The organism is Streptococcus sp. oral taxon 431 (assembly GCF_001553685.1).
Lineage (GTDB): Bacteria > Bacillota > Bacilli > Lactobacillales > Streptococcaceae > Streptococcus.
Genome location: NZ_CP014264.1, coordinates 1,736,586 through 1,759,167, shown reverse-complemented (window position 1 = coordinate 1,759,167; position 22,582 = coordinate 1,736,586). Strand labels below are relative to the sequence as shown.

At 40.1% G+C, this 22,582-nt stretch carries 27 protein-coding genes; 25 read left to right on the top strand and 2 right to left on the bottom strand.

Annotated elements, in window-relative coordinates; translation table 11 throughout:
* The first annotated feature begins 2 nt into the window (after nt 1-2).
* From AXE83_RS11500 to AXE83_RS08205, 10 genes are all read left to right on the top strand, one after another.
* Entirely contained in the window at nt 3-1,481 is a 1,479-nt protein-coding gene (locus AXE83_RS11500; RefSeq protein WP_083501007.1) for an HYD1 signature containing ADP-ribosyltransferase family protein, read from the top strand.
* A gap of 10 nt (nt 1,482-1,491) precedes the next feature.
* The gene (locus AXE83_RS08235; protein ID WP_060956102.1) at nt 1,492-1,782 is read left to right on the top strand and encodes a DUF6881 domain-containing protein; all 291 of its coding nucleotides are present in this window, start codon (nt 1,492-1,494) and stop codon (nt 1,780-1,782) included.
* 58 nt (nt 1,783-1,840) lie between these two features.
* The gene (locus tag AXE83_RS11275; protein ID WP_190279311.1) at nt 1,841-1,984 is read left to right on the top strand and encodes a hypothetical protein; all 144 of its coding nucleotides are present in this window, start codon (nt 1,841-1,843) and stop codon (nt 1,982-1,984) included.
* A 251-nt stretch (nt 1,985-2,235) separates the two neighbouring features.
* Nucleotides 2,236-2,364, top strand: a complete 129-nt coding sequence (locus AXE83_RS11065; protein ID WP_223299875.1) for a TipC family immunity protein — start codon at nt 2,236-2,238, stop codon at nt 2,362-2,364.
* A gap of 129 nt (nt 2,365-2,493) precedes the next feature.
* Entirely contained in the window at nt 2,494-5,061 is a 2,568-nt protein-coding gene (locus AXE83_RS08230; protein ID WP_060956101.1) for an RHS repeat-associated core domain-containing protein, read from the top strand.
* On the top strand, nt 5,061-5,483 hold the full coding sequence (locus AXE83_RS08225) for a hypothetical protein (RefSeq protein ID WP_060956100.1): 423 nt from the start codon (nt 5,061-5,063) through the stop codon (nt 5,481-5,483). Before AXE83_RS08230 ends, AXE83_RS08225 begins: the two co-directional genes overlap by 1 nt.
* A 339-nt stretch (nt 5,484-5,822) precedes the next feature.
* Nucleotides 5,823-6,209, top strand: coding sequence for a hypothetical protein (locus tag AXE83_RS08220; RefSeq protein WP_060956099.1), 387 nt, complete (start codon nt 5,823-5,825; stop codon nt 6,207-6,209).
* 60 nt (nt 6,210-6,269) lie between these two features.
* Complete coding sequence (locus AXE83_RS11435) at nt 6,270-6,461, top strand: hypothetical protein (protein WP_060956098.1); 192 nt, start codon at nt 6,270-6,272, stop codon at nt 6,459-6,461.
* 490 nt (nt 6,462-6,951) lie between these two features.
* Nucleotides 6,952-8,793, top strand: a complete 1,842-nt coding sequence (gene typA / locus AXE83_RS08210; RefSeq protein WP_060956097.1) for a translational GTPase TypA — start codon at nt 6,952-6,954, stop codon at nt 8,791-8,793.
* Between the two features lie 19 nt (nt 8,794-8,812).
* Nucleotides 8,813-9,061 (top strand): DUF3165 family protein, encoded by a 249-nt coding sequence (locus AXE83_RS08205; RefSeq protein WP_060956096.1) that lies wholly within the window; start codon nt 8,813-8,815, stop codon nt 9,059-9,061.
* Between the two features lie 70 nt (nt 9,062-9,131).
* Here the strand turns inward: AXE83_RS08205 and AXE83_RS08200 are convergent, their stop codons facing one another.
* Entirely contained in the window at nt 9,132-10,103 is a 972-nt protein-coding gene (locus AXE83_RS08200; protein WP_060956095.1) for an aromatic acid exporter family protein, read from the bottom strand.
* A gap of 64 nt (nt 10,104-10,167) precedes the next feature.
* Nucleotides 10,168-11,373, bottom strand: a complete 1,206-nt coding sequence (gene sstT, locus AXE83_RS08195) for a serine/threonine transporter SstT (RefSeq protein ID WP_060956094.1) — start codon at nt 11,371-11,373, stop codon at nt 10,168-10,170.
* Between the two features lie 151 nt (nt 11,374-11,524).
* On the opposite strand from sstT, the gene AXE83_RS08190 reads away from it, so the two are divergent.
* The 15 genes from AXE83_RS08190 to gmk all read left to right on the top strand — a co-directional run bounded on the left by AXE83_RS08190 (nt 11,525) and on the right by gmk (nt 22,570).
* A complete protein-coding gene (locus AXE83_RS08190) occupies nt 11,525-12,091 on the top strand; it encodes a mechanosensitive ion channel family protein (protein ID WP_001154834.1) in 567 nt (188 codons plus the stop codon).
* Nucleotides 12,092-12,142: 51 nt separating this feature from the next.
* Complete coding sequence (locus AXE83_RS08185; RefSeq protein WP_049508908.1) at nt 12,143-13,048, top strand: magnesium transporter CorA family protein; 906 nt, start codon at nt 12,143-12,145, stop codon at nt 13,046-13,048.
* Between the two features lie 24 nt (nt 13,049-13,072).
* Nucleotides 13,073-13,600, top strand: a complete 528-nt coding sequence (locus AXE83_RS08180; protein ID WP_049503426.1) for a YqeG family HAD IIIA-type phosphatase — start codon at nt 13,073-13,075, stop codon at nt 13,598-13,600.
* A gap of 2 nt (nt 13,601-13,602) precedes the next feature.
* Entirely contained in the window at nt 13,603-14,709 is a 1,107-nt protein-coding gene (yqeH, locus tag AXE83_RS08175) for a ribosome biogenesis GTPase YqeH (RefSeq protein WP_060956093.1), read from the top strand.
* 213 nt (nt 14,710-14,922) lie between these two features.
* Nucleotides 14,923-15,234 (top strand): ribosome assembly RNA-binding protein YhbY, encoded by a 312-nt coding sequence (yhbY, locus tag AXE83_RS08170; protein WP_000060171.1) that lies wholly within the window; start codon nt 14,923-14,925, stop codon nt 15,232-15,234.
* Nucleotides 15,235-15,285: 51 nt separating this feature from the next.
* Complete coding sequence (locus AXE83_RS08165; RefSeq protein WP_060956092.1) at nt 15,286-15,915, top strand: nicotinate-nucleotide adenylyltransferase; 630 nt, start codon at nt 15,286-15,288, stop codon at nt 15,913-15,915.
* Nucleotides 15,915-16,508, top strand: a complete 594-nt coding sequence (yqeK, locus tag AXE83_RS08160; RefSeq protein WP_060956091.1) for a bis(5'-nucleosyl)-tetraphosphatase (symmetrical) YqeK — start codon at nt 15,915-15,917, stop codon at nt 16,506-16,508. The genes AXE83_RS08165 and yqeK overlap by 1 nt, the downstream gene beginning before the upstream one ends.
* Nucleotides 16,509-17,009 carry a cysteine hydrolase family protein gene (locus tag AXE83_RS08155; RefSeq protein ID WP_060956090.1) on the top strand — a complete coding sequence of 167 codons (501 nt, stop codon included), beginning with the start codon at nt 16,509-16,511 and terminating at the stop codon, nt 17,007-17,009.
* A 12-nt stretch (nt 17,010-17,021) separates the two neighbouring features.
* Nucleotides 17,022-17,375 (top strand): ribosome silencing factor, encoded by a 354-nt coding sequence (rsfS, locus tag AXE83_RS08150; RefSeq protein WP_049503418.1) that lies wholly within the window; start codon nt 17,022-17,024, stop codon nt 17,373-17,375.
* A 110-nt stretch (nt 17,376-17,485) separates the two neighbouring features.
* Nucleotides 17,486-18,226 (top strand): class I SAM-dependent DNA methyltransferase, encoded by a 741-nt coding sequence (locus AXE83_RS08145; protein ID WP_049549289.1) that lies wholly within the window; start codon nt 17,486-17,488, stop codon nt 18,224-18,226.
* Nucleotides 18,227-18,235: 9 nt separating this feature from the next.
* Nucleotides 18,236-19,333 (top strand): nucleotidyltransferase, encoded by a 1,098-nt coding sequence (locus AXE83_RS08140; protein WP_060956089.1) that lies wholly within the window; start codon nt 18,236-18,238, stop codon nt 19,331-19,333.
* A gap of 131 nt (nt 19,334-19,464) precedes the next feature.
* Complete coding sequence (locus AXE83_RS08135) at nt 19,465-19,719, top strand: type II toxin-antitoxin system Phd/YefM family antitoxin (protein ID WP_190279310.1); 255 nt, start codon at nt 19,465-19,467, stop codon at nt 19,717-19,719.
* A gap of 3 nt (nt 19,720-19,722) precedes the next feature.
* The gene (locus tag AXE83_RS08130) at nt 19,723-19,977 is read left to right on the top strand and encodes a Txe/YoeB family addiction module toxin (RefSeq protein ID WP_000924730.1); all 255 of its coding nucleotides are present in this window, start codon (nt 19,723-19,725) and stop codon (nt 19,975-19,977) included.
* A 216-nt stretch (nt 19,978-20,193) separates the two neighbouring features.
* Nucleotides 20,194-21,807: a ribonuclease Y gene (locus tag AXE83_RS08125; protein ID WP_060956087.1), complete on the top strand. Its 1,614-nt coding sequence runs from the start codon at nt 20,194-20,196 to the stop codon at nt 21,805-21,807.
* A gap of 136 nt (nt 21,808-21,943) precedes the next feature.
* A complete protein-coding gene (gene gmk, locus AXE83_RS08120) occupies nt 21,944-22,570 on the top strand; it encodes a guanylate kinase (protein ID WP_060956086.1) in 627 nt (208 codons plus the stop codon).
* Nucleotides 22,571-22,582 lie beyond the last annotated feature (12 nt).

Below are 22,582 nucleotides of genomic sequence, written 5' to 3'. Positions count from 1 at the left end.
ATGTGCAGAACAACCCCGTCAACTACACCGACCCGAGTGGGCATTTCTGGAACAGTATCAAAAAAGGCTGGAACTATGTTAAAAAGACAGCCTCTAATGCATGGAATGGTGTGAAAAAGGTTGCATCTAATACTTGGAATACTGTGAAAAGAGTGGCATCAAACACCTGGAATGGTGTGAAGAGTGTCGCATCTACGGCTTGGACTGCGACCAAGAGTGCTTTCAACCACGCGACTAACTGGGTTAGCACCCAATACAATCGTGCGGTTAATTGGGGTAGTCGACAGTGGAATAAAGTTCAAACGGCTTACAATAGTGCTAGTGACTATGTACAACATCAATATCAACTAGTGGCAGCACAGATAGAAGCTAAGCGCCAACAAGTGGTTCGGTCTGCCTATTCGATAGCTACAGGCATCAAGTCTTCGCCAACAATCCGAGAAGGTCTAAATCTATATCGGAATTGGAATACGGCATTAGAAAACACATTGAAACATGTCTGTGATCCCAAAACAACCGGTGCCTCCGATAAGGGAGAAAATAAAGTTCCATCTGTCGCAGACTTTAAAAAGTATGAAGATGCGGCAAGACATGGACTAACAGTCTCTGAAAAAGCTAATATTGATTCAAGTTCTCTTAGTGAACTTAAAAATAAATATGGTAATGTTCTAGGAAGCTATAATACTTATCAAGGCACAGGTTACTTTAATCCACAGGGGTCACCTAGAAATAGATACATCATCTCTCGTTATGAAGAATTAAAGGCTATTGAAGATGCTAAGGTAGCTCAAAAAGTAGCTGAGATGAATAAGTATCACTATACTAACCTATACAAGCATATTGCTGAAACAGGCTACCGTGTAGATGGGACACCAGCGAATGATATAGAGAAAGCTATCGCTCCATATGTGCCGTGGATTGCACCGATTCAAGATGTAACGGCTGCGGTTGCTGGTAGACAGATCGCTAAGTACAATTCTAGTGTTCCGACTGGTAAAGGTCAGCAGTGGAGTAGTAGTGAAACAGTTCAAGCTCCTAAGGCTGATGTGGTGACGACAAAGCCTACAGGTGGACGTCTACCAATGACAGTAGATAATCTCCAAATGTTTGCGAAGAAGCCGAAGGCTAAGCCAGATATTGTTGATAAACCATCTACTTTATATCATTATACGTCCGAGAAAGGGTTGGCTGGAATATTAGATACAGGAACTCTAAATCCATCGTTAAAAGCGAATAATCCTAAAGATGCTCGCTATGGTAATGGTCAATATTTTACGGATATTGCTCCAGGTTCTAAAAGTAACGGTCAATTATCTCGAGAGTTTTATGCTACACCATGGAAATACAGGCAAACTTCTCATTATCTTGAAATTGATACAAATGGTTTAAATGTTATAAAAGGAAGAGAAGGAGTGTACCTTGTTCCTAATGAATCTTCTCTTGATATAACAAACCGTATTGTAAATTATGGTGAAAATTAGGAGGAAACTAATGAAATATTATAGAACTTATTGGGAGCAGTCATCTCTCGAATATGCAACATGGATATTTTCGGAAGTTGATAATCAGGGGTATGAGATTAGAAAGCTAGAAATTTTTTTAGATGGAAAAATTAGTTATTATGATGCTAATACTCCCTTTGAGTTGGGTGAATTTCCTACCGATGAAGATTTAGAATCTATCAACGATAGTGAGGAAATTACAGTAATAGAAATTTCAAAAAATGATTTTGAAAAAACATTACAACTTTTTAATGATAAAAATCAGACGGGGGGCCAATAATGGAATACTATCGAACTTATTGGCAACATGATGATGATAATCCTGATTGGAAGTAGGTGTGGCGTTGTATCCGACTAGTTTTGATGCAATAAATTCAGAAGGTGAATTAAAAGTTGACAAGATTACTTCAAAAGAGTTTAATGAAATTTTGTCTTTATATAATCTTGATGAATTAATTGAAAATTACTATGAGGGTTTGTAGTATTTGTATCTTTTCTTTTAATATAATAAATCGTATAATTCAGAAAATAAGGATATTTTCAGATGATTATAAGAAAGAGTATCCAGTCGAACAATACATAACTCAAAACAAATCAGATGTAAAAGTATACACTGAAATTGCAAATGATATTTTGAAAAATTAACTTATTTCTGATTGGTGTTCCGCTTATCCTAGTCAGTTTTCAGTTGAAAATTGGGGTAACGTAAAGATGATTAGTGAAAACGCAATAGATTAATAAAAAGTCTCACTTCATACTCTATGATCTTGTTCTAGAACGCTGGTTTAAAAATGGTAGTCAACGTTACTCAGTTGAGAATCTTGGGGATGTAGAGATTGTGCCACTAAGTTTTTCTGAATAGATTAACCGATTTTTAGGCTTTTAGCATTTAGTTGCTCTATTTTGAACAGTTGTGATAGAAACATGCAAAAACTCTCGGGGAAGGATTTCTTCGAGAGTTTTATGTCACACCTATGACCTAAAGGATCAGTTGCTTACAGCGACACAAGGAAGTGGAGAGAAGTCTTCCACCTCTAGCTATACCTACGATACTCTGGGTCAAGTGGAAAACATGACTGTATCGGATGGAGCTGGTAAGGAACTTTCCAAGCTCTTCTACACCTATGACTTAGCCGGCAATAAACTGACCAGCACCGAGACAGTCGATGGCAAGGAGAGCCAGACACGCTTTACCTACGATGACCATAACCGCTTGACCAAACTAGAAGGTCCAGATGGCACTATCACCTATACCTACGACAAGAATGGCAATCGCATCGCTTCTGAGAAGAATTCAGAGAAGTTAGACTACATCTACGACACAGAGAACCGCTTACTTGCGATAAAGGACAAGAAGGGCCTTCTCATGGCTGCACTTTACGACGGAGATGATAATCGTGTCTTCACTGCTAGTCGCAAGGAAGGCAAGAACACTTATCAACTCTTCCAACGCAAACCTAAGGAAGATCAATCTGGTGATCAGGCATCGCATGTAGGTAGAGGCAAGTCAGGTCGTAAGTCGCCATACACAGCCCCAAGTGGGGAGGAAAACTCCCTCTTCTGGTATGGCTTTAGCCAGAATGTCCTCCAAGCCCTATCCACCCTACCACAGACAGTAGGAAGCATCTGGCACAATATCTTTGACGATGTGTCGAGAGCCTATCACCAGAAAGTGGCTAAGGATCGAGCGACCAAGGAAGGGATCGTGGTCAACCCACCAGAACTCGGTAACTTACCTGGACAGGGAAAAGTGACCTATGCCAGTCAGGTTCAGGATGTCTTGATCCCTTATACCACACGAGAGGATACCTACGACTACTATGAGGAACGCAACTATGTCAACGATGTCAATCGTGAACATACAGAAGTCCTTGAAACCTATGACCATGATGGCAAGGCACGAGAGACCTATAGCTATGGTCAGGGTCGAGCTAGCTACCTCAACAACCAAACAGGTGACAGCTACAACTACTTGACTAACCAGTCAGGCTCTGTGACAGGATTGACCAAGGATGGACAAGCTGTCGCATCAAGCAGCTATAACCTCTATGGGGCAAGAAAGACAAGCACAGACACAACAGGGAATCCATTCGCCTATAATGGCGAAGCTCGTGACGATACTGGACTTGACTATTTACGAGCAAGATATTATGATAGTCAGGGAGGTACTTTCTTAACCGAGGATAGCTACCCAGGTGAGGACACAGATCCTCTCAGCCAGAACCGATACAGCTATGTGCAGAACAACCCCGTCAACTACACCGACCCGAGTGGACACTTCTGGAACAGTATCAAAAAAGGCTGGAACTATGTTAAAAAGACAGCCTCCAATGCATGGAATGGTGTGAAAAAGGTTGCATCTAATACTTGGAATACTGTGAAAAGAGTGGCCTCAAACACCTGGAATGGTGTGAAGAGTGTCGCCTCCAAAGCTTGGAATACGACCAAGAGTGCTTTCAACTATGCGACTAACTGGATTAGCACCCAATACAATCGTGCGGTTAATTGGGGTAGTCGACAGTGGAATAAAGTTCAAACGGCTTACAATAGTGCCAGTGACTATGTACAACATCAATATCAACTAGTGGCAGCACAGATAGAAGCTAAGCGCCAACAAGTGATCCAGTCTGCCTATGCGATAGCTACAGGCATCAAGTCTTCGCCAACAATCCGAGAAGGTCTAAATCTATATCGGAATTGGAATACGGCATTAGAAAACACATTGAAACATGTCTGTGATCCAAAAACGACCGGTGCCTCCGATAAGGGAGAAAATAAAGTTCCATCTGTCGCAGACTTTAGAAAGTATGAAGATGCGGCAAGACATGGACTTAGACCGGATCAGAAAGAGCGAATTGATAAAATGACATTGGAGGAGTATCTAAAGGCTCCCCCAATGACTCCTGAGGAAAATGCCTATGCATCTAATGTAAAATTTGCGAAGTTTAACCAAGAAAATAAAGCTACACTTCCAACTATAGCAGCTGAATTAATAGGCTGGAATAATGGAGAACGTTTAGTTACAGGGAAAGATCCACTAACGGGCGAAGATGCAAATCGTTGGGCGGCAGGTGCAGAGTTAGCTGTTGATATTGCAAGTAATTTCTTTCCTATAGCTAAGGCTGGCAAATTAAGGAAACTTGAGAAAGCACTTGATGCAGTAGACGCAGTCAATGATGTTTCGAAAGCTACGAAGACAGCTGATAAAGCATCAGATGCTGCTCGTGTGGTGGATAAAGTAGATGATGTTAAAGATGCTAATAAAGTAGTGAAGAGTATTGATGAGCTTTCTCCTAAGGAATTGCAAAATATGACTCTTGATGAAATCAAAAGTACTATACCTGATAATAGCGGATGGGCTGTTTATGAGCATAATGGTTTTGTACATATTAAGAAAAATGGTGTAGACAGGATAAAATTGGATCCTCCAGATAAGGTTACAACCTATCCTCATATGCATATATATGATGAAAATAAAAATTTATTAAACATTGATGGAGAAATTGTTGGTAGAAAAGATCCAGCTGGTCATATACCGTGGAACAATGGAGGTAGTTAATGAATATTTTAAAAATTCAAGAACAGATTGACAGTACAAATTACTGGGATGCCTATGCGTTAGACTTTAGAGTTTCATTTTTCGGGGATGAATGTAAACTCTATATCGAGATTGAAAATGGCAAATCGGATCAGTATTGCTGGGAGATAGTTTTCTACCGTTGTTTTAAGGTTGACTATGAGACGGATGCTGGTTGGACATGTTGGGAAAGTGAGGCTGGTACAAGAAATTTCAATATGAAAGATATTCCTTTTGAAAATCTCATGTCTCACAGTGTACATGACATTAGACTTATTGAAGAGAAAAATAATATGATACGAGCTACAATTACTTTATCAAGTATGTTAATTGACATTGTATGCCAAGATATTCAAGTCTCTAAGGTTTTAGTGAGTGACCAGAACTTTTTTTGGAATTGTTAGACGAGATAGTGCATTATTAAGAAATAGGAATAATTTATAGATTGACCTAAAAAATTTTTTATAGTGATTTAGTTTACAAAGATTTTCCAAATTAGTTCAGTATTGTGTAAATAGGTAAGGTGGTAATATACAGTTAAAACTAAGAACAAACTGTTTGTTAGTGAAGAACTTTTCTCATAATTAGATTCATTAAAATCTCTTGAAGAATTTATTCTTCAGGAGATTTTACTTATGATAGAGGTATTAGTTTTCTTGAGAAAAAATTACCTGATGGACGGGGGATGAGATTAAATATGGATGGTTCTTTCAAGGGATTTATTGATAAATAGGAATGAAATTATGGTAAACATTGAATTGAGAATAGCGGTAGTAGATTTAGCCATTATAGATAGATTGTTGAAATTGTTAGATATTAGTCAGCAGATAATTAATTCTCATTTTTATTATAAAAAACAGGATATAAACTATTCAAATGATATAAAATGGGGGCAGTATTTTTCTAGTCCATCTACAGGATATTTACATGTAGGACAAATATTTTTAGGAAAGTTTTTTAAGGATGCTATAATTATTATTTCAGGAAATAAAAATATAGTCGATTTTATTATTGAGTTCCAAGTTGAATATATGACAGATGAGGATATAAATAATATAAAAAAATTTATCCTAAAATATAATCCAGATATTTCAGATAAAGATATTGAAGTTATCTGTGAAGAGTTTTAAGTTTTTATCAGTTATTAAAAGTTAACTAAAACAATAGATTGGATACCTACTTTCTTATGGTTGAAAGCAGATAAATATGCTTTTGTATTTGACAATTATAATTCTTTCTTAGCGGATGATCTTGTTTCGAAGGAGCTATTTTTAGAAATTCTGAAAGAAGAAGTGTTGCCGTGGTGGGAAAATGATGCTAGAAAATATGTAGTAGGAGGAGTTGCAAAGATATATCAAACTTCATTTGGTTATATTTTTTGAAGGAATATTGGTAGAAACTGAACTGCACCCCAAAATTTAGATATAAAGTCTAATTATTTGGGGTGTTTTGCTATGAAAATATATTTTTAGCCACACTGAAATCTGTCAAATGGACAAGGAGTACGGGCTGATACTCAATGAAAATCAAAGAGCAAACTAGGAAGCTAGCCGCAAGCTATACTTGAGTACGGTAAGGCGACGCTGACGTGGTTTGAATTTGATTTTCGAAGAGTATGATTTATAGCTACCAATACCATGAAGAATACAACTATTATAAAAAGTAACCAAGTCCGATGGGAAAACCATTAGCTGTATTATTTTTCGTAATATTAGTACATTATTTTAAGATACCTTTTCTACTGAATTTCAATTTATAAAGAATATTGATCTTTTGAAAACATTTACACTTACTTGAGTTAAGTCATTTGCTCAAAATTGTGGTATAATCGTTCAGTTAGAAAATAAATTTTTGAATACAATAGAGGAAATCATGACAAAATTAAGAGAAGATATCCGTAATATCGCGATTATCGCCCACGTCGACCACGGTAAAACTACCCTTGTTGACGAATTGTTGAAACAATCTGAAACTCTTGACGCGCGTACAGAGTTGGCAGAGCGCGCAATGGACTCAAACGATATTGAAAAAGAGCGTGGAATTACCATCCTTGCGAAAAATACAGCAGTTGCCTACAACGGAACTCGTATCAACATCATGGACACACCAGGGCACGCGGACTTCGGTGGAGAAGTTGAGCGTATCATGAAAATGGTTGACGGTGTTGTTTTGGTCGTAGATGCCTACGAAGGAACCATGCCACAGACTCGTTTCGTATTGAAAAAAGCCTTGGAACAAGACCTTGTGCCTATCGTTGTGGTTAACAAAATCGATAAGCCATCAGCTCGTCCAGCAGAAGTAGTAGATGAAGTCTTGGAACTTTTCATCGAGCTTGGTGCGGATGATGACCAGCTTGACTTCCCAGTTGTTTATGCGTCAGCGATCAACGGAACATCTTCATTGTCAGATGATCCAGCAGACCAAGAAAAGACTATGGCGCCGATCTTTGACACTATTATCGACCACATTCCAGCTCCAGTTGATAACTCAGATGAGCCCCTTCAATTCCAAGTGTCACTTCTTGACTACAACGACTTCGTAGGTCGTATCGGTATCGGACGTGTCTTCCGTGGTAGTGTAAAGGTTGGGGACCAAGTTACCCTTTCTAAATTGGATGGTACAACTAAGAACTTCCGTGTCACAAAACTCTTTGGTTTCTTTGGTTTGGAACGTCGTGAAATCCAAGAAGCCAAAGCTGGTGACTTGATTGCCGTATCAGGTATGGAAGATATCTTCGTTGGTGAAACCATCACTCCAACAGATGCAGTTGAAGCTCTTCCAATCCTACATATTGATGAGCCAACTCTTCAAATGACTTTCTTAGTTAATAATTCACCATTTGCTGGTAAGGAAGGTAAATGGGTCACTTCTCGTAAGGTAGAAGAACGCTTGCAGGCGGAATTGCAAACAGACGTTTCTCTTCGTGTTGACCCAACTGATTCACCAGATAAATGGACGGTTTCAGGACGTGGAGAATTGCACTTGTCAATCCTTATCGAAACAATGCGTCGTGAAGGATATGAACTTCAAGTATCTCGTCCAGAAGTTATCGTAAAAGAAATCGATGGTGTTAAATGTGAGCCATTTGAACGTGTTCAAATCGACACTCCAGAAGAGTACCAAGGATCTGTTATCCAAAGTCTTTCTGAACGTAAAGGTGAAATGTTGGATATGATTTCAACTGGTAATGGTCAAACTCGGTTGGTCTTCCTTGTTCCAGCCCGTGGTTTGATTGGATACTCAACTGAGTTCTTGTCAATGACTCGTGGTTACGGTATCATGAACCATACCTTCGACCAATACTTGCCATTGATTCCAGGTGAAATCGGTGGACGTCACCGTGGTGCACTTGTTTCTATCGATACTGGTAAGGCAACAACATACTCTATCATGTCTATCGAAGAACGTGGAACAATCTTTGTTAACCCAGGTACTGAGGTTTACGAAGGAATGATTATCGGTGAAAACTCTCGTGAAAATGACTTGACTGTTAACATCACAAAAGCAAAACAAATGACTAACGTTCGTTCAGCAACTAAGGACCAAACAGCGGTTATCAAGACTCCTCGTATCTTGACTCTTGAAGAATCACTTGAGTTCTTGAACGATGATGAATACATGGAAGTAACGCCTGAATCTATTCGTTTGCGTAAACAAATCCTTAACAAGGCAGAGCGTGAGAAAGCAAACAAAAAGAAAAAATCAGCTGAATAAGAGCTAGAAAGAGCAGAAAATGGTCTATTTAATCATAGGGATTTTATTACTCTTACTCTACATATTTGCGACACCTCAAAGTATCAAGGGAACAGTTAATATTGTAATTCTTGTTTTTGGTCTCGTTTCCCTCGTGATTTTGATCATGTTGTCCATCCTACAAATCTTTCAGCTACCAACAGAATTCTTTATCACAGTAGCCATGCTGGTCCTTGCTTACTTTAGTTTGCGAGATATCAGTCTCATGTCGATTCGAAAAAAACACTAATCATCAATTCGAATCCTAAAATAATAAAAACTTCTATTAGCAACTAGTTGGCTGATAGAAGTTTTTTTGATTAAGATAGATTGCTTTTTTCTTCAGAATAGCGTTGATAGAAGTCAACTTTCAGTTGGATAAAGTTTTCCAATTCGCGCAGGAGTTGAAGCAATGTTGCGCGTGTTTCAAATTCTTCCCTTGTTTTAGGGAGGTTACGATTGCGAAATACCTGCAGGTAGCTTTCAATATCATTTAATAGATCGTTGGCTGGATTGGTCTGACTGAGTTGATCCGCAATTTTAGCAAATAGCTGGGCAAGGATTAGGCTTTCGCTTGCTGCTAGATTACAGGTGTTGATTTGCTGGGCCATATTGCGAAGAATGCGACTCTGTCTCTGTCTCATTTCGAAATAGTGGATATGATAGTCGGTCTGATGAAAGAGATGGTCAGAGTGATCAAGATAGACCAGTTTGAGAGCTTCTTCAAGAAGCTGATCCAGTTCCTCAACGAGTTGAGCACGGTTGCGGCCATCGCCCTTTCCAAGATAATATTCAAAACGTTGTAGAATGTGTTTGAGTTTTTCTTCTACCTTGAGATGATAGAGATGGATTTCTTCTTGTCGAGAAGGCATATAGAGATTGACAGTCAAGGCAAATCCCGTACCAATAAGAAATAGGAGGAGCTCATTCACTAGCAGATCTGGTGATGTAGACTTCTGAACCAAGAGATGACTGACCAGGACACTACTCGGGGTAATGCCAATTTCCCAGCCGAATTTATAGGCAAGGGGAACATAGAGGGCCAAATAGAGACCGAAACTCCAGATATGGTAGCCAGTCAGGTGAAAGGAAAGGACACCAATGAAAAGAGCAAGAAGGGTAGAGAATAAACGATTACGAGCTAGTTTTATAGTGCTTCTACGAGTATCAGACAAGCTCAAAAGGGCAATGATACCAGCTGACACTGCTGAAGATAAATCGAGAAAGTAGGCTAGAACACAGGCCAAACAGGTTGCCAGAACGAGTTTAAAAGTACGTTGGGTGATAGACATGAGACATTTCCTATAATGAATGATAGAAACCAGACAAAACAAGCCCTAAAAAGGCTTGTCTAGATTATTTTTTGTGAGCAGAGGAAAGTTCTGCTACTGCTGTAAAGAGGACATCTGTTGAAGAGTTGAGGGCTGTTTCGCAAGAGTCTTGAATAACACCAATAACGAAACCAACACCCACAACCTGCATAGCAATATCGTTGGTAATCCCAAAGAGACTGCAGGCAACTGGGATAAGTAGGAGTGAACCTCCGGCGATTCCTGAAGCACCGCAGGCAGAGATGGCTGCAACGATACTGAGTACAAAGGCTGTTGCAAAATCAACTGAGATTCCTAGAGTATTGACAGCTGCTAGGGTTAAGATGTTGATGGTAACAGCAGCCCCAGCCATATTGATGGTTGATCCCAAGGGGATTGAGACAGAATAGGTATCTGGATTAAGACCTAGATCCTCACAGAGTTTCATATTAACAGGGATATTAGCAGCGGAACTTCGGGTGAAAAAGGCTGTAACGCCACTGATACGCAAGCATTTCCACACCAAGGGATATGGATTTTTCTTGATAAAGAGAAAAGCAATCAGAGGATTGATCACTAGGGCAACGAAAACCATAGTGGCAATCAAAAGTCCGAGTAGGATTCCGTAATTTGCTAAACTAGCGATACCTTGGTCTGAGATGGTTTTGAAGACCAAGCCCAGGATACCAAAGGGCGCAAGGTTGATGATCCATTCGACGATTTTTGAAGTCACACTGGCCATTGTTTTGAGTAGCTCCTTGCTATTTTTGCTAGCTTCTCGCATGGCAACTCCAAAGACGATAGCCCAAGATAAAATTCCGATATAGTTAGCTTCGATGATGGCATTGACAGGATTGTCTACGACTTTTAGTAGGAGATTGCTAAGGACTTGACCGATACCATCTGGAGGAGAAACTTCAGTACTAGCGCTACTTAAGACCATCTGAACAGGAAAGAGAAAGCTGGCCATAACTGCTACAAGAGCCGCAGCAAAAGTCCCCAGCAAATAGAGGAAAATGACTCTTTTCATATTGCTATCTTGGCCTTTTTGGTGTTGGGAAAGGGCGTTAGCGACTAAAGCAAAAACCAGGATAGAAGCGATAGCTTTTAGTCCTCCTACAAATAAATCTCCCAATAAACCAATACCAGTTAGATTAGGAAAGAGTAGACCTAGAATTGCTCCCAAGACCATTCCGATTCCAATACGTTTGATCAAATTTGTTTTGTTCCAAGCACGAATGATTCTTTTCATAGAGGTCTCCTTTTTTGTGTATTGTTTATGATTATAGTATAAATATGCTTGAAAAGCAAGTGAGTTATAAGTTTCATTAGAATAAATGAATATTTATGAAAAGGATGGCTGGGAAGGATTTATGGTATAATGGATAGAAAAGGAGTTTTATATGCAAGAATTTTTTCAACGTTATTTGGATAAATTAGATCTAACAACTGTATTAGAAAATCTCTTGACCAAGGTGATTTCTCTTCTACTTCTTATCCTTCTATTTTATATAGCTAAAAAGTTCCTCCATGTTGCTGTAGGAAAGATTGTTAAACCGTCACTTAAGTTTTCAAATCGAGATGCAGGTAGACAAAAGACTATTTCTCGTTTGCTTGAAAATATTTTCAACTACACGCTTTATTTCTTCTTGATTTACTGTATCTTGTCTATTTTAGGGTTGCCTGTTTCTAGCTTGCTTGCAGGTGCGGGGATTGCTGGGGTGGCTATCGGTATGGGGGCACAAGGTTTTCTATCAGACGTCATCAATGGCTTCTTTATTCTCTTTGAACGCCAGTTGGATGTAGGAGATGAAGTTGTTTTGACCAATGGGCCTATTACTGTATCAGGAAAAGTAGTTAGTGTCGGAATTCGAACGACTCAACTGAGAAGTGATGACCAAGCCCTTCACTTTGTTCCTAACCGCAATATTACTGTGGTTAGCAATTTTTCAAGAAAAGAAGAGAACTGAAATTTTACTTGATTTATGGTACAATAGAAAGAGTTTGGTAAAGGAGAAACGATGTTTTTAGATAAGCAGTTAGGGAATGGTTGCACCTGGATTAATCTAGATGTGGAAATCATCAAAAATCTTGAAGATTTATCTGAAATCTATGGATTGGATAAAGAAACCATCGAATATGCGCTGGATAGAAACGAACGGGCCCACATGGATTATAACCGTGAGAATGGGACAGTGACCTTTATCTACAACGTTCTTGACTTAGAAAGGGACAAGGAATACTATGAAGCCATTCCTATGACCTTTATCGTGGAAAAACAACGAATGATTACCATCAGCAATCATAAGAACGCTTATGTCATTGATCAGATGCTAGGCTATCTTGAAAATCATGAAATCATTTCAATCTACAAGTTTCTATTTGCTGGTTTAGAGCTTATTAGCAATGCCTATTATCCTGTCATTGAACAGATGGATAAAAGTAAGGATGAAATCAGTGCCTTGTTGCGTCAAACAACCACTAAAAAAAATCTCTTTGCCCTCTCTGACTTGGAAACTGGTATGGTTTACTTGACAGCTGCGGCTAAACAAAATCGCCTCCTCTTGGAGCATATCCAGGGACATGCGCTTTATCGGAACTTTAACGAAGTGGAAAGAGAGCAGTTTGATGATGCTATGATTGAAGCTCATCAGTTGGTGTCCATGACAGATTTGATTTCCCAGGTTTTACAACAACTCTCAGGATCTTACAATAATATCCTAAACAACAATCTGAATGATAATTTGACAACCTTGACCATTATCTCAGTTTTGCTAGCCATTCTTGCAGTCATTACAGGATTTTTCGGAATGAATGTCCCTCTGCCATTTACAGAAGAGCCTAATGCCTGGATATATATTTTGATTGCTAGTTTAATTTTATGGGCAATCTTGGCTCAGTATCTAAAGAAAATTGCTAGAAACTAAAAAATAGAAAGAAAAGGAGCCAGAATGGCGATTGAAAATTATATGCCAGATTTTGCTGTGGAAGCAGTTTATGATCTGACAGTCCAAAGCCTGCAGGAGCAAGGGATCAAGGCTGTTTTGGTTGATTTGGACAATACCCTGATTGCTTGGAATAATCCAGATGGAACAGTAGAGATGAAGCAATGGTTGCATGATCTGCGCGATGCTGGGATACGTATCATTGTGGTATCTAACAATACTCCCAAACGTGTCAAACGAGCAGTTGAAAAATTTGATATTGACTATGTTTATTGGGCACTGAAGCCCTTTACTTTAGGAATTAACCGTGCCATGAAACATTTCCACTATGAAAAAGACCAAGTGGTCATGGTAGGCGACCAGCTGATGACGGATATTCGAGCAGCCCACCGAGCAGGCATTCGCTCGATTTTGGTTAAACCCTTGGTCCAGCACGACTCTATTAAGACTCAGATTAACCGAGCGCGTGAGCGTCGTGTCATGAGAAAAATCGCTGAAAAGTACGGACCGATTACATATAAAAAAGGAATCTAATTATGGAAGAAATTCTCTGTATTGGTTGTGGAGCAATCATTCAGACGGAAGATAAGACTGGTTTAGGTTTTACACCTCAGTCAGCACTTGAAAAAGGTTTGGAAACTGGAGAAGTTTATTGCCAGCGTTGTTTCCGTCTTCGTCACTACAATGAAATCACTGATGTTCAGTTAACGGATGATGATTTCCTCAAACTCTTGCACGAGGTGGGGGACAGTGATGCCTTGGTAGTAAATGTCATTGATATCTTTGACTTCAATGGTTCTGTCATCCCAGGTTTGCCACGTTTTGTATCGGGCAATGATGTGCTCTTGGTTGGGAATAAAAAAGATATTCTGCCTAAGTCTGTTAAACCAGGCAAGATTAGTCAATGGCTCATGGAACGTGCCCATGAGGAGGGTCTTCGTCCATTCGATGTTGTCTTGACTTCAGCGCAAAATAAGCATGCCATTAAGGAAGTCATTGATAAAATTGAGCACTACCGTAAGGGACGTGATGTTTACGTAGTTGGTGTGACCAATGTGGGGAAATCAACCCTTATCAATGCTATTATCCAGGAAATTACGGGTGACCAAAATGTCATCACAACGTCACGTTTCCCAGGGACAACTCTAGATAAGATTGAAATTCCGCTCGATGATGGTTCTTATATCTACGATACGCCTGGAATTATCCATCGTCACCAGATGGCTCACTACTTGACGGCCAAAAATCTCAAGTATATCAGCCCTAAAAAGGAAATCAAGCCAAAAACCTATCAGCTAAACCCTGAACAAACCCTATTTTTAGGTGGCTTAGGACGATTTGATTTCATTGCAGGAGAAAAGCAAGGATTTACAGCTTTCTTTGACAATGAACTCAAACTTCATCGTACCAAGCTTGAAGGCGCTAGTGCCTTTTACGACAAGCATCTAGGAACCCTCCTTACACCACCAAATAGCAAGGAAAAAGAAGATTTTCCAAAACTGGTCCAACATGTCTTTACTATCAAGGATAAGACAGACCTCGTTATCTCAGGACTAGGCTGGATCCGTGTGACGGGAACTGCCAAAGTCGCCGTCTGGGCCCCAGAAGGCGTCGCAGTCGTCACACGAAAAGCAATTATTTAAACATAGAAAGGAAAGGGTTGTCTTTATAAAGGCGAGCATTGCGAGCTCATAGAAGATACTTTTCGCCGTGGTGTTAGTTGGTACAAGTGATTGTACCAACTGACTAAAATTTGAGACCTTAGGCTCAAATTTTAGTCATGAAAGTCCAGAGGACTTTGCTGACGTCCGTCACCACTTCAGAAAAGTATAAAAAGAAACTCTTTTAAATGAATTATGTCATTAACATCAAAACAACGTGCCTTCCTCAACAGCCAGGCACACACCCTCAAACCCATTATCCAAATCGGGAAAAATGGTCTCAACGACCAAATCAAAACCAGCGTCCGTCAGGCTCTTGACGCCCGCGAATTGATTAAAGTCACGCTCTTGCAAAACACAGATGAAAACATCCACGAAGTAGCTGAAATCTTGGAAGAAGAAATCGGTGTGGATACAGTCCAAAAGATCGGCCGTATCTTGATTTTGTATAAGCAATCAAGCAAGAAAGAAAATCGCAAGATTTCTAAAAAAGTTAAAGAAATCTAAAAATATACTCCAAAAAAACTGTTTTTACAGAAGACTAAAGGAGATTAGCCTATGGCAATCGAACTATTAACTCCTTTTACAAAAGTGGAGTTAGAGCCAGAAATCAAGGATAAAAAACGTAAACAAGTTGGAATTCTAGGTGGAAATTTTAACCCTGTTCACAATGCCCACCTGATCGTGGCAGACCAAGTACGTCAGCAGTTGGGATTGGATCAAGTTCTGCTCATGCCTGAGTATCAACCGCCTCACGTAGACAAAAAGGAAACCATTTCTGAACACCACCGCCTCAAGATGCTTGAATTGGCAATTGACGGAATTGAAGGTTTAGCTATTGAGACTATTGAGCTAGAGCGTAAGGGTGTTTCCTACACCTACGACACCATGAAGATTTTGACAGAGAAAAATCCAGATACCGATTATTACTTTATTATTGGCGCTGACATGGTAGACTATTTACCCAAATGGTATAGAATTGATGAGCTGGTTGATATGGTTCAGTTTGTGGGGGTTCAGCGCCCACGCTACAAGGCAGGGACTTCTTATCCAGTCATCTGGGTGGATGTGCCCCTCATGGATATTTCATCTAGTATGGTACGTGACTTCATTGCCCAAGGACGAACACCTAACTTTCTCTTGCCAAAGCCAGTGTTAGATTACATTGAGAAAGAAGGACTTTACTGATGGCATACCAAGACTATATCAACTGTTCCCGTGAAGAATTATTGAAAAAAATGGCAGAGCTTCTACCCGAAAAACGCTTAACCCATTGTTTGGGTGTAGAGCGCGCAGCCATTGAACTTGCAGAACGATTCGGAGTGGATGCCGAGAAAGCAGGTCTAGCAGGGCTACTTCATGATTATGCTAAAAAGCTATCAGATCAAGAGTTTCTAGACTTGATTGATCGATATCAGCTAGATCCTGACCTCAAAAATTGGGGTAATAATGTCTGGCATGGTATGGTTGGTATCTACAAAATTCAGGAAGATTTGAACTTGCAAGACTCTGAAATTCTGCGTGCAATAGAAATCCATACAGTTGGAGCTAGTCAGATGACAGACCTTGATAAGGTTATCTACGTCGCAGACTACATCGAGCACAATCGTGCCTTTCCAGGAGTGGAGCAGGCGCGTGAGATTGCTGAACTATCACTCAATAAGGCGGTGGCCTACGAGACAGCTCACACAGTAGAGCATTTAGCTCATCAGGGATTCCCCATCTATCCCCAAACCCTTGAAACCTATAACGCCTTTGTGCACTATTTGAAAGAGGACTAAATGAAGACGGCTTTTATAATCATTGATGTTCAGAATATTTTAGTGGAAACTGGGTTTCAGACAAAAAGTCTATTGGAAAAAATTTCTTATTTACAAAACCAGGCTAGAAGCAAGAATATCGAAATTATCTATGTTCAACATATTGAGAACTCTGAAGCTCAAACATCAGAAGATTGGCAGTTATCTGAGCTTTTAAGTCGAAAACCTAATGAAAAGGTCTTTCAGAAGAAGTATAACAGTATTTTCAAAGAAACTGGTTTAAAAGAATACTTGGATAAACAGGGGATTGAAAAATTAGTTTTATGTGGTATGCAGACAGAATATTGTGTGGATACCTCTGTCAAGGTTGCTTTTGAATATGGCTATAAGCTTATTATTCCAGAAGGAACTTGCACAACGTTTGATGGGGATGACATTCCAGCTGAAACGATAAATGAATTTTATGAGGACATTTGGGAGGAGCGCTTTGCAGATGTCCTAGATTACAAACATATTTTCTAGAAAGAGGATTAAATGAACGAAAAAGAATTACTAGAACTAGTCGTGAAAGCGGCTGATGAGAAACGTGCAGAGGATATCCTCGCACTTGATGTACAAGATTTGACTAGTGTGACTGACTATTTTGTCATCACTAGTTCTATGAATAGTCGTCAGTTGGATGCTATCGCTGATAATATCCGTGAAAAAGTAGCTGAAGCTGGCTTTAAAGGTAGCCATGTTGAAGGCGATGCAGCTGGAGGCTGGGTCCTATTAGACCTCGGTGGTGTCGTAGTGCATATCTTCTCAGAAGAAATGCGTGCCCACTATAACCTCGAAAAACTATGGCATGAGGCAAATTCTGTAGACATTTCAGAAGCCTTAGCATAGAAGATGAACTCAGTTGTAATCAACTGGGTTTTATTTGCTTATGTTAGAAGAAAATTGTTAGAAAGGTAAGGGCTAGTGGTGTTTACCATGGGGCTCTTGGTATCATGATTATGGCAACTTATGAAACTTTTGCGGCGGTCTATGATGCGGTTATGGATGATAGTTTATACGACAAATGGACGGACTTTTCTCTGCGTCATTTACCTAAAACCAAGGACAGAAAGAAACTATTGGAGCTTGCTTGCGGGACAGGGATCCAGTCTGTGCGCTTTTCTCAAGCGGGTTTTGATGTGACTGGACTTGATTTGAGTGCGGATATGTTGAAGATTGCCGAAAAGAGAGCGGCTTCAGCCAAGCAAAAGATTGATTTCATTGAAGGCAATATGCTGGATTTATCCAAGGCTGGTCAATACGACTTTGTCACGTGTTACTCGGACTCAATCTGTTACATGCAGGATGAAGTGGAAGTAGGGGATGTCTTTAAAGAAGTCTATAATGCTCTCAATGAGGATGGGGTCTTTATCTTTGATGTGCATTCGACTTACCAGACAGATGAGGTCTTCCCAGGCTATTCCTACCATGAAAACGCCGAAGACTTTGCCATGCTTTGGGATACCTATGAGGACGATGCTCCTCACTCCATCGTGCATGAACTGACCTTCTTTGTCAAGGAGGCAGATGGTTCCTTTAGCCGTCATGATGAGGTACATGAGGAACGAACTTACGAGGTCTTGACCTATGATATCTTGCTGGAACAGGCTGGTTTCAAATCCTTCAAACTCTTTGCGGACTTTGAAGACAAGGAGCCTACAGAAACTAGCACCCGTTGGTTTTTTGTGGCACAAAAGTAGGAGAATATCATGACCATTACAGGTATTATCGCGGAGTTCAATCCTTTTCATAATGGCCACAAATACCTGCTGGACCAGGCGGAGGGACTGAAAATTGTTGCCATGTCTGGGAATTTCATACAGCGTGGGGAGCCTGCTATCGTGGATAAGTGGACACGGGCTCAGATGGCGCTGGAAAATGGGGCGGACTTAGTGGTAGAATTGCCCTTTTTAGTCAGTGTCCAAGCAGCAGATTTTTTCGGTCAGGGTGCAGTGGCTATCTTGGCTCGTTTGGGGATTAACACCCTTGCTTTCGGGACAGAGGAAGTTCTGGATTATCAGAAAATTGCAGACCTATACTCAGAACGTGGTCAAGAGATGGAGAAATTTGTGGATAACTTACCTGATTCTCTTTCTTACCCTCAGAAAACGCAAGCTATGTGGAAGGAATTTGCAGGTCTTGATTTTTCAGGCAATACGCCTAATCATGTCCTTGCTCTCGCTTATGCCAAGGTGGTTGCAGGACGAAACATCAGACTTCATCCGATTCAGCGTCAAGGAGCCGGCTATCATTCTGTGAACAAGGATGTAGACTTTGCCTCGGCGACAGCTCTCCGTCAGCACCAATCAGATCAAGATTTCTTAGAACGCTTTATGCCTTCTGTTACTCTTTTTGAGCAGGCGAGTAAGGTGAGTTGGGATAACTATTTTCCACTTTTACGCTATCAAATCTTGTCAAATCCAGATTTAAGTACTATTTATCAGGTCAATCAAGAAATGGCAGTGCGTATTAAGGAAGCCATCAAAATAGCAAAATCTATTGAGGAATTGGTTGAGTTAGTGGCTACCAAACGCTACACCAAAGCGCGTGTCAGACGTCTCTTGACCTATATCCTGGTACAGGCCAGAGAAAGTGACTTGCCAGAAGCCATCCATGTCCTTGGCTTTACTGAAAAAGGCAGACAACATCTCAAGTCTCTGAAAGGGCAGGTCAATCTAGTCAGTCGAATTGGCAAAGAACCTTGGGATGCTATGACTCAAAAGGCAGACCAGATTTACCAACTGGGAAATCCAAGTATAGAAGAGCAGAATTTCGGCAGAGTACCCATTAGAATAGAATCAAACTAAGTCTACTGAAAGGTAGGCTTTTTGAGATTTTTTCGAATAAATAGATAGAAAAGAAAAAACTTGTACAAGTTCCTGACAATTTCTTTCTTTTTGTGTATAATAGTGGGAAAGAGGTAAAACGAGGTATGGTTATGGAAGCAGTTCTTTACTCAACATTCCGAAATCATTTGAAGGATTATATGAAGAAGGTAAACGATGAATTTGAACCTTTGACAGTTGTCAACAAAAATCCAGACGAGGACATTGTAGTCCTTTCAAAGAGCGAGTGGGATAGTATTCAAGAAACTTTGAGAATTGCTCAGAATAAGGAGCTTTCTGACAAGGTCTTGCGAGGAATGTCCCAAGTTCGTGTGGGACACACTCAGGTGCATATGATTGAGGAGTGATGGATGCTACTCAAGTTTACAGAAGATGCCTGGGCGGATTATTGCTACTGGCAAACTCAGGACAAGAAAACATTAAAAAGAATCAACAAACTAATCAAGGATATTCAACGCGATCCATTTACAGGAATTGGTAAACCAGAACCACTCAAGTATGACTATCAAGGAGCTTGGTCACGGCGTATTGACGCAGAAAATCGCTTGATTTATATGATGGATGGAGATAGCGTGGCTTTCTTGTCTTTCAAAGATCATTACTAAGTCTACTGAAAGGTAGGCTTTTTCTAATTTGTGTGTAAAAAAATTCTTTAAAAATTTGCTTAGTAACAATACCCTAGTTTATTAGGGAAAATAAGGATTTTAATCGCCGAAATAACCAAAACAACTTCAAATTAAGGTTTGTTAAAAATGATTTTTTATGGTAGAATGTATAAGAATGCATATCATTCGGATAAACAAATAAATTGAGGTAAAAACATGGAAATTATGGCGATTGTTATCGTTGTTTTTGCCGTCATCATTGGTTTAGTCATTGGATATGTCAGCATCTCAGTCAAGATGAAATCATCACAAGAGGCTGCAGAGCTGATGCTTTTAAATGCTGAACAAGAAGCAACTAATTTACGAGGACAAGCTGAGCGCGAAGCGGATTTATTACTCAATGAAGCTAAGAGCGAAAGCAAGTCTCTTAAAAAAGAAGCACTATTGGAGGCCAAAGAAGAAGCCAGAAAATACCGTGAAGAAGTGGACGCTGAATTTAAGTCAGAACGTCAAGAACTCAAGCAAATCGAAAGTCGTTTGACTGAACGTGCTAGCAGTCTTGATCGTAAAGATGACAATTTGACGAACAAAGAAAAAACACTTGAACAAAAAGAACAAAGTATTTCTGATAGAGCAAAAAACCTTGATGTACGTGAAGAGCAACTAGAAGAAATTGAGAAACAAAAGCAAGCTGAACTAGAGCGTGTCGGAAGTCTGACTCAGTCGGAAGCAAAAGACATTATCTTGGCCCAGACAGAGGACAACTTGACTAAGGAAATTGCTAGTCGCATTCGTGAGGCTGAGCAAGAAGTTAAGGAACGTTCAGACAAATTGGCTAAGGATATCTTGTCCCAAGCTATGCAGAGAATTGCTGGTGAGTATGTGGCTGAGTCTACCAACTCTACAGTTCATCTGCCTGATGATACCATGAAAGGTCGTATCATTGGTCGTGAAGGACGTAATATCCGTACCTTTGAAAGTTTGACAGGGGTTGATGTTATCATTGATGATACGCCAGAAGTGGTAACCTTGTCAGGTTTTGATCCTATCCGTCGCGAGATTGCCCGTATGACGATGGAAACTTTGCTTAAGGATGGACGTATCCACCCAGCTCGTATCGAAGAGTTGGTTGAGAAAAATCGTCAAGAGATTGACAATAAGATTCGTGAATATGGTGAAGCCGCAGCCTATGAAATTGGTGCACCAAACCTTCACCCAGACTTGATGAAGATCATGGGACGCTTGCAGTTCCGTACGTCATACGGACAAAATGTCTTGCGTCATTCGATTGAAGTGGCTAAGTTGGCTGGTATCATGGCTAGCGAACTTGGTGAAAATGCTACCCTTGCTCGTCGCGCGGGATTCCTTCACGATATTGGTAAAGCCATTGACCGTGAGGTAGAGGGTAGCCACGTTGAGATTGGTACTGAATTAGCGCGCAAGTACAAGGAACACCCAGTTGTGATCAATACCATCGCTAGTCACCACGGTGATGTAGAACCTGAGAGTGTGATTGCAGTTATCGTTGCCGCGGCGGATGCCTTGAGTGCTGCCCGTCCAGGAGCTCGTAGCGAATCACTTGAAAGCTACATCAAACGTCTCCATGATTTAGAGGAAATCGCTAATAGCTTTGAAGGTGTTCAAAATAGCTTTGCCCTTCAAGCTGGTCGCGAAATCCGCATTATGGTAAATCCAGGTCAAATCAAAGATGACAAAGTCACAATCTTGGCTCATAAAGTTCGTGAGAAAATCGAAAACAATCTCGATTATCCAGGAAATATCAAGGTAACCGTGATTCGTGAACTTCGTGCAGTTGATTATGCAAAATAAATAAGAAAGAGCAGTTGAAAAATTACTGCTTTTTTGTTACACTAGATAGAAAGATTGTAGCGAGCAGAAATGGCTTTAGATATATAGTCTTACAGAAATTTTCAAGTCATTTCACAAACTATCTAAAGGAGACATAATGGCAGACCGAGGCTTACTAATCGTTTTTTCAGGTCCTTCTGGAGTTGGAAAAGGAACGGTTAGACGAGAAATTTTTGAGAGTTCTGAAAATCAATTTCAATATTCTGTATCTATGACAACACGGGCACAACGTCCAGGTGAAGTAGATGGTGTTGATTATTTCTTCCGTACACGGGAGGAATTTGAAGAGTTGATCCGTCAAGGGCAAATGTTAGAGTATGCAGAGTATGTGGGTAACTACTATGGAACTCCTCTGACTTATGTTAATGAAACGCTTGATAAGGGAATCGATGTCTTTCTTGAAATTGAAGTGCAGGGAGCTCTTCAAGTCAAGAAAAAGGTTCCAGATGCGGTCTTTATCTTTTTGACACCGCCAGATTTGGAAGAATTGCAAGACCGTCTCGTAGGCCGTGGTACAGATAGTGCAGAAGTGATTGCTCAGCGTATCGAAAAAGCCAAGGAAGAAATTGCTTTGATGCGTGAGTATGACTATGCTATTGTCAATGACCATGTTTCTTTAGCTGCCGAGCGTGTGAAACGTGTCATTGAAGCTGAACATTTCCGTGTAGACCGCGTGATTGGTCACTATCAGGATATGCTACCAAAGTCTCCGACTATTCGATAAAATTTAGAAAAC

Coding starts and splice junctions, on each gene's coding strand:
- AXE83_RS08235 (WP_060956102.1), top strand. CDS start 1,492: ATGAAATATTATAGAACTTATTGGGAGCAGTCATCTCTCGAATATGCA.
- AXE83_RS08225 (WP_060956100.1), top strand. CDS start 5,061: ATGAATATTTTAAAAATTCAAGAACAGATTGACAGTACAAATTACTGG.
- AXE83_RS08220 (WP_060956099.1), top strand. CDS start 5,823: ATGGTAAACATTGAATTGAGAATAGCGGTAGTAGATTTAGCCATTATA.
- typA (WP_060956097.1), top strand. CDS start 6,952: ATGACAAAATTAAGAGAAGATATCCGTAATATCGCGATTATCGCCCAC.
- AXE83_RS08205 (WP_060956096.1), top strand. CDS start 8,813: ATGGTCTATTTAATCATAGGGATTTTATTACTCTTACTCTACATATTT.
- AXE83_RS08200 (WP_060956095.1), bottom strand. CDS start 10,103: ATGTCTATCACCCAACGTACTTTTAAACTCGTTCTGGCAACCTGTTTG.
- sstT (WP_060956094.1), bottom strand. CDS start 11,373: ATGAAAAGAATCATTCGTGCTTGGAACAAAACAAATTTGATCAAACGT.
- AXE83_RS08190 (WP_001154834.1), top strand. CDS start 11,525: ATGCAAGAATTTTTTCAACGTTATTTGGATAAATTAGATCTAACAACT.
- AXE83_RS08185 (WP_049508908.1), top strand. CDS start 12,143: ATGTTTTTAGATAAGCAGTTAGGGAATGGTTGCACCTGGATTAATCTA.
- AXE83_RS08180 (WP_049503426.1), top strand. CDS start 13,073: ATGGCGATTGAAAATTATATGCCAGATTTTGCTGTGGAAGCAGTTTAT.
- yqeH (WP_060956093.1), top strand. CDS start 13,603: ATGGAAGAAATTCTCTGTATTGGTTGTGGAGCAATCATTCAGACGGAA.
- yhbY (WP_000060171.1), top strand. CDS start 14,923: ATGTCATTAACATCAAAACAACGTGCCTTCCTCAACAGCCAGGCACAC.
- AXE83_RS08165 (WP_060956092.1), top strand. CDS start 15,286: ATGGCAATCGAACTATTAACTCCTTTTACAAAAGTGGAGTTAGAGCCA.
- yqeK (WP_060956091.1), top strand. CDS start 15,915: ATGGCATACCAAGACTATATCAACTGTTCCCGTGAAGAATTATTGAAA.
- AXE83_RS08155 (WP_060956090.1), top strand. CDS start 16,509: ATGAAGACGGCTTTTATAATCATTGATGTTCAGAATATTTTAGTGGAA.
- rsfS (WP_049503418.1), top strand. CDS start 17,022: ATGAACGAAAAAGAATTACTAGAACTAGTCGTGAAAGCGGCTGATGAG.
- AXE83_RS08145 (WP_049549289.1), top strand. CDS start 17,486: ATGGCAACTTATGAAACTTTTGCGGCGGTCTATGATGCGGTTATGGAT.
- AXE83_RS08140 (WP_060956089.1), top strand. CDS start 18,236: ATGACCATTACAGGTATTATCGCGGAGTTCAATCCTTTTCATAATGGC.
- AXE83_RS08135 (WP_190279310.1), top strand. CDS start 19,465: ATGGAAGCAGTTCTTTACTCAACATTCCGAAATCATTTGAAGGATTAT.
- AXE83_RS08130 (WP_000924730.1), top strand. CDS start 19,723: ATGCTACTCAAGTTTACAGAAGATGCCTGGGCGGATTATTGCTACTGG.
- AXE83_RS08125 (WP_060956087.1), top strand. CDS start 20,194: ATGGAAATTATGGCGATTGTTATCGTTGTTTTTGCCGTCATCATTGGT.
- gmk (WP_060956086.1), top strand. CDS start 21,944: ATGGCAGACCGAGGCTTACTAATCGTTTTTTCAGGTCCTTCTGGAGTT.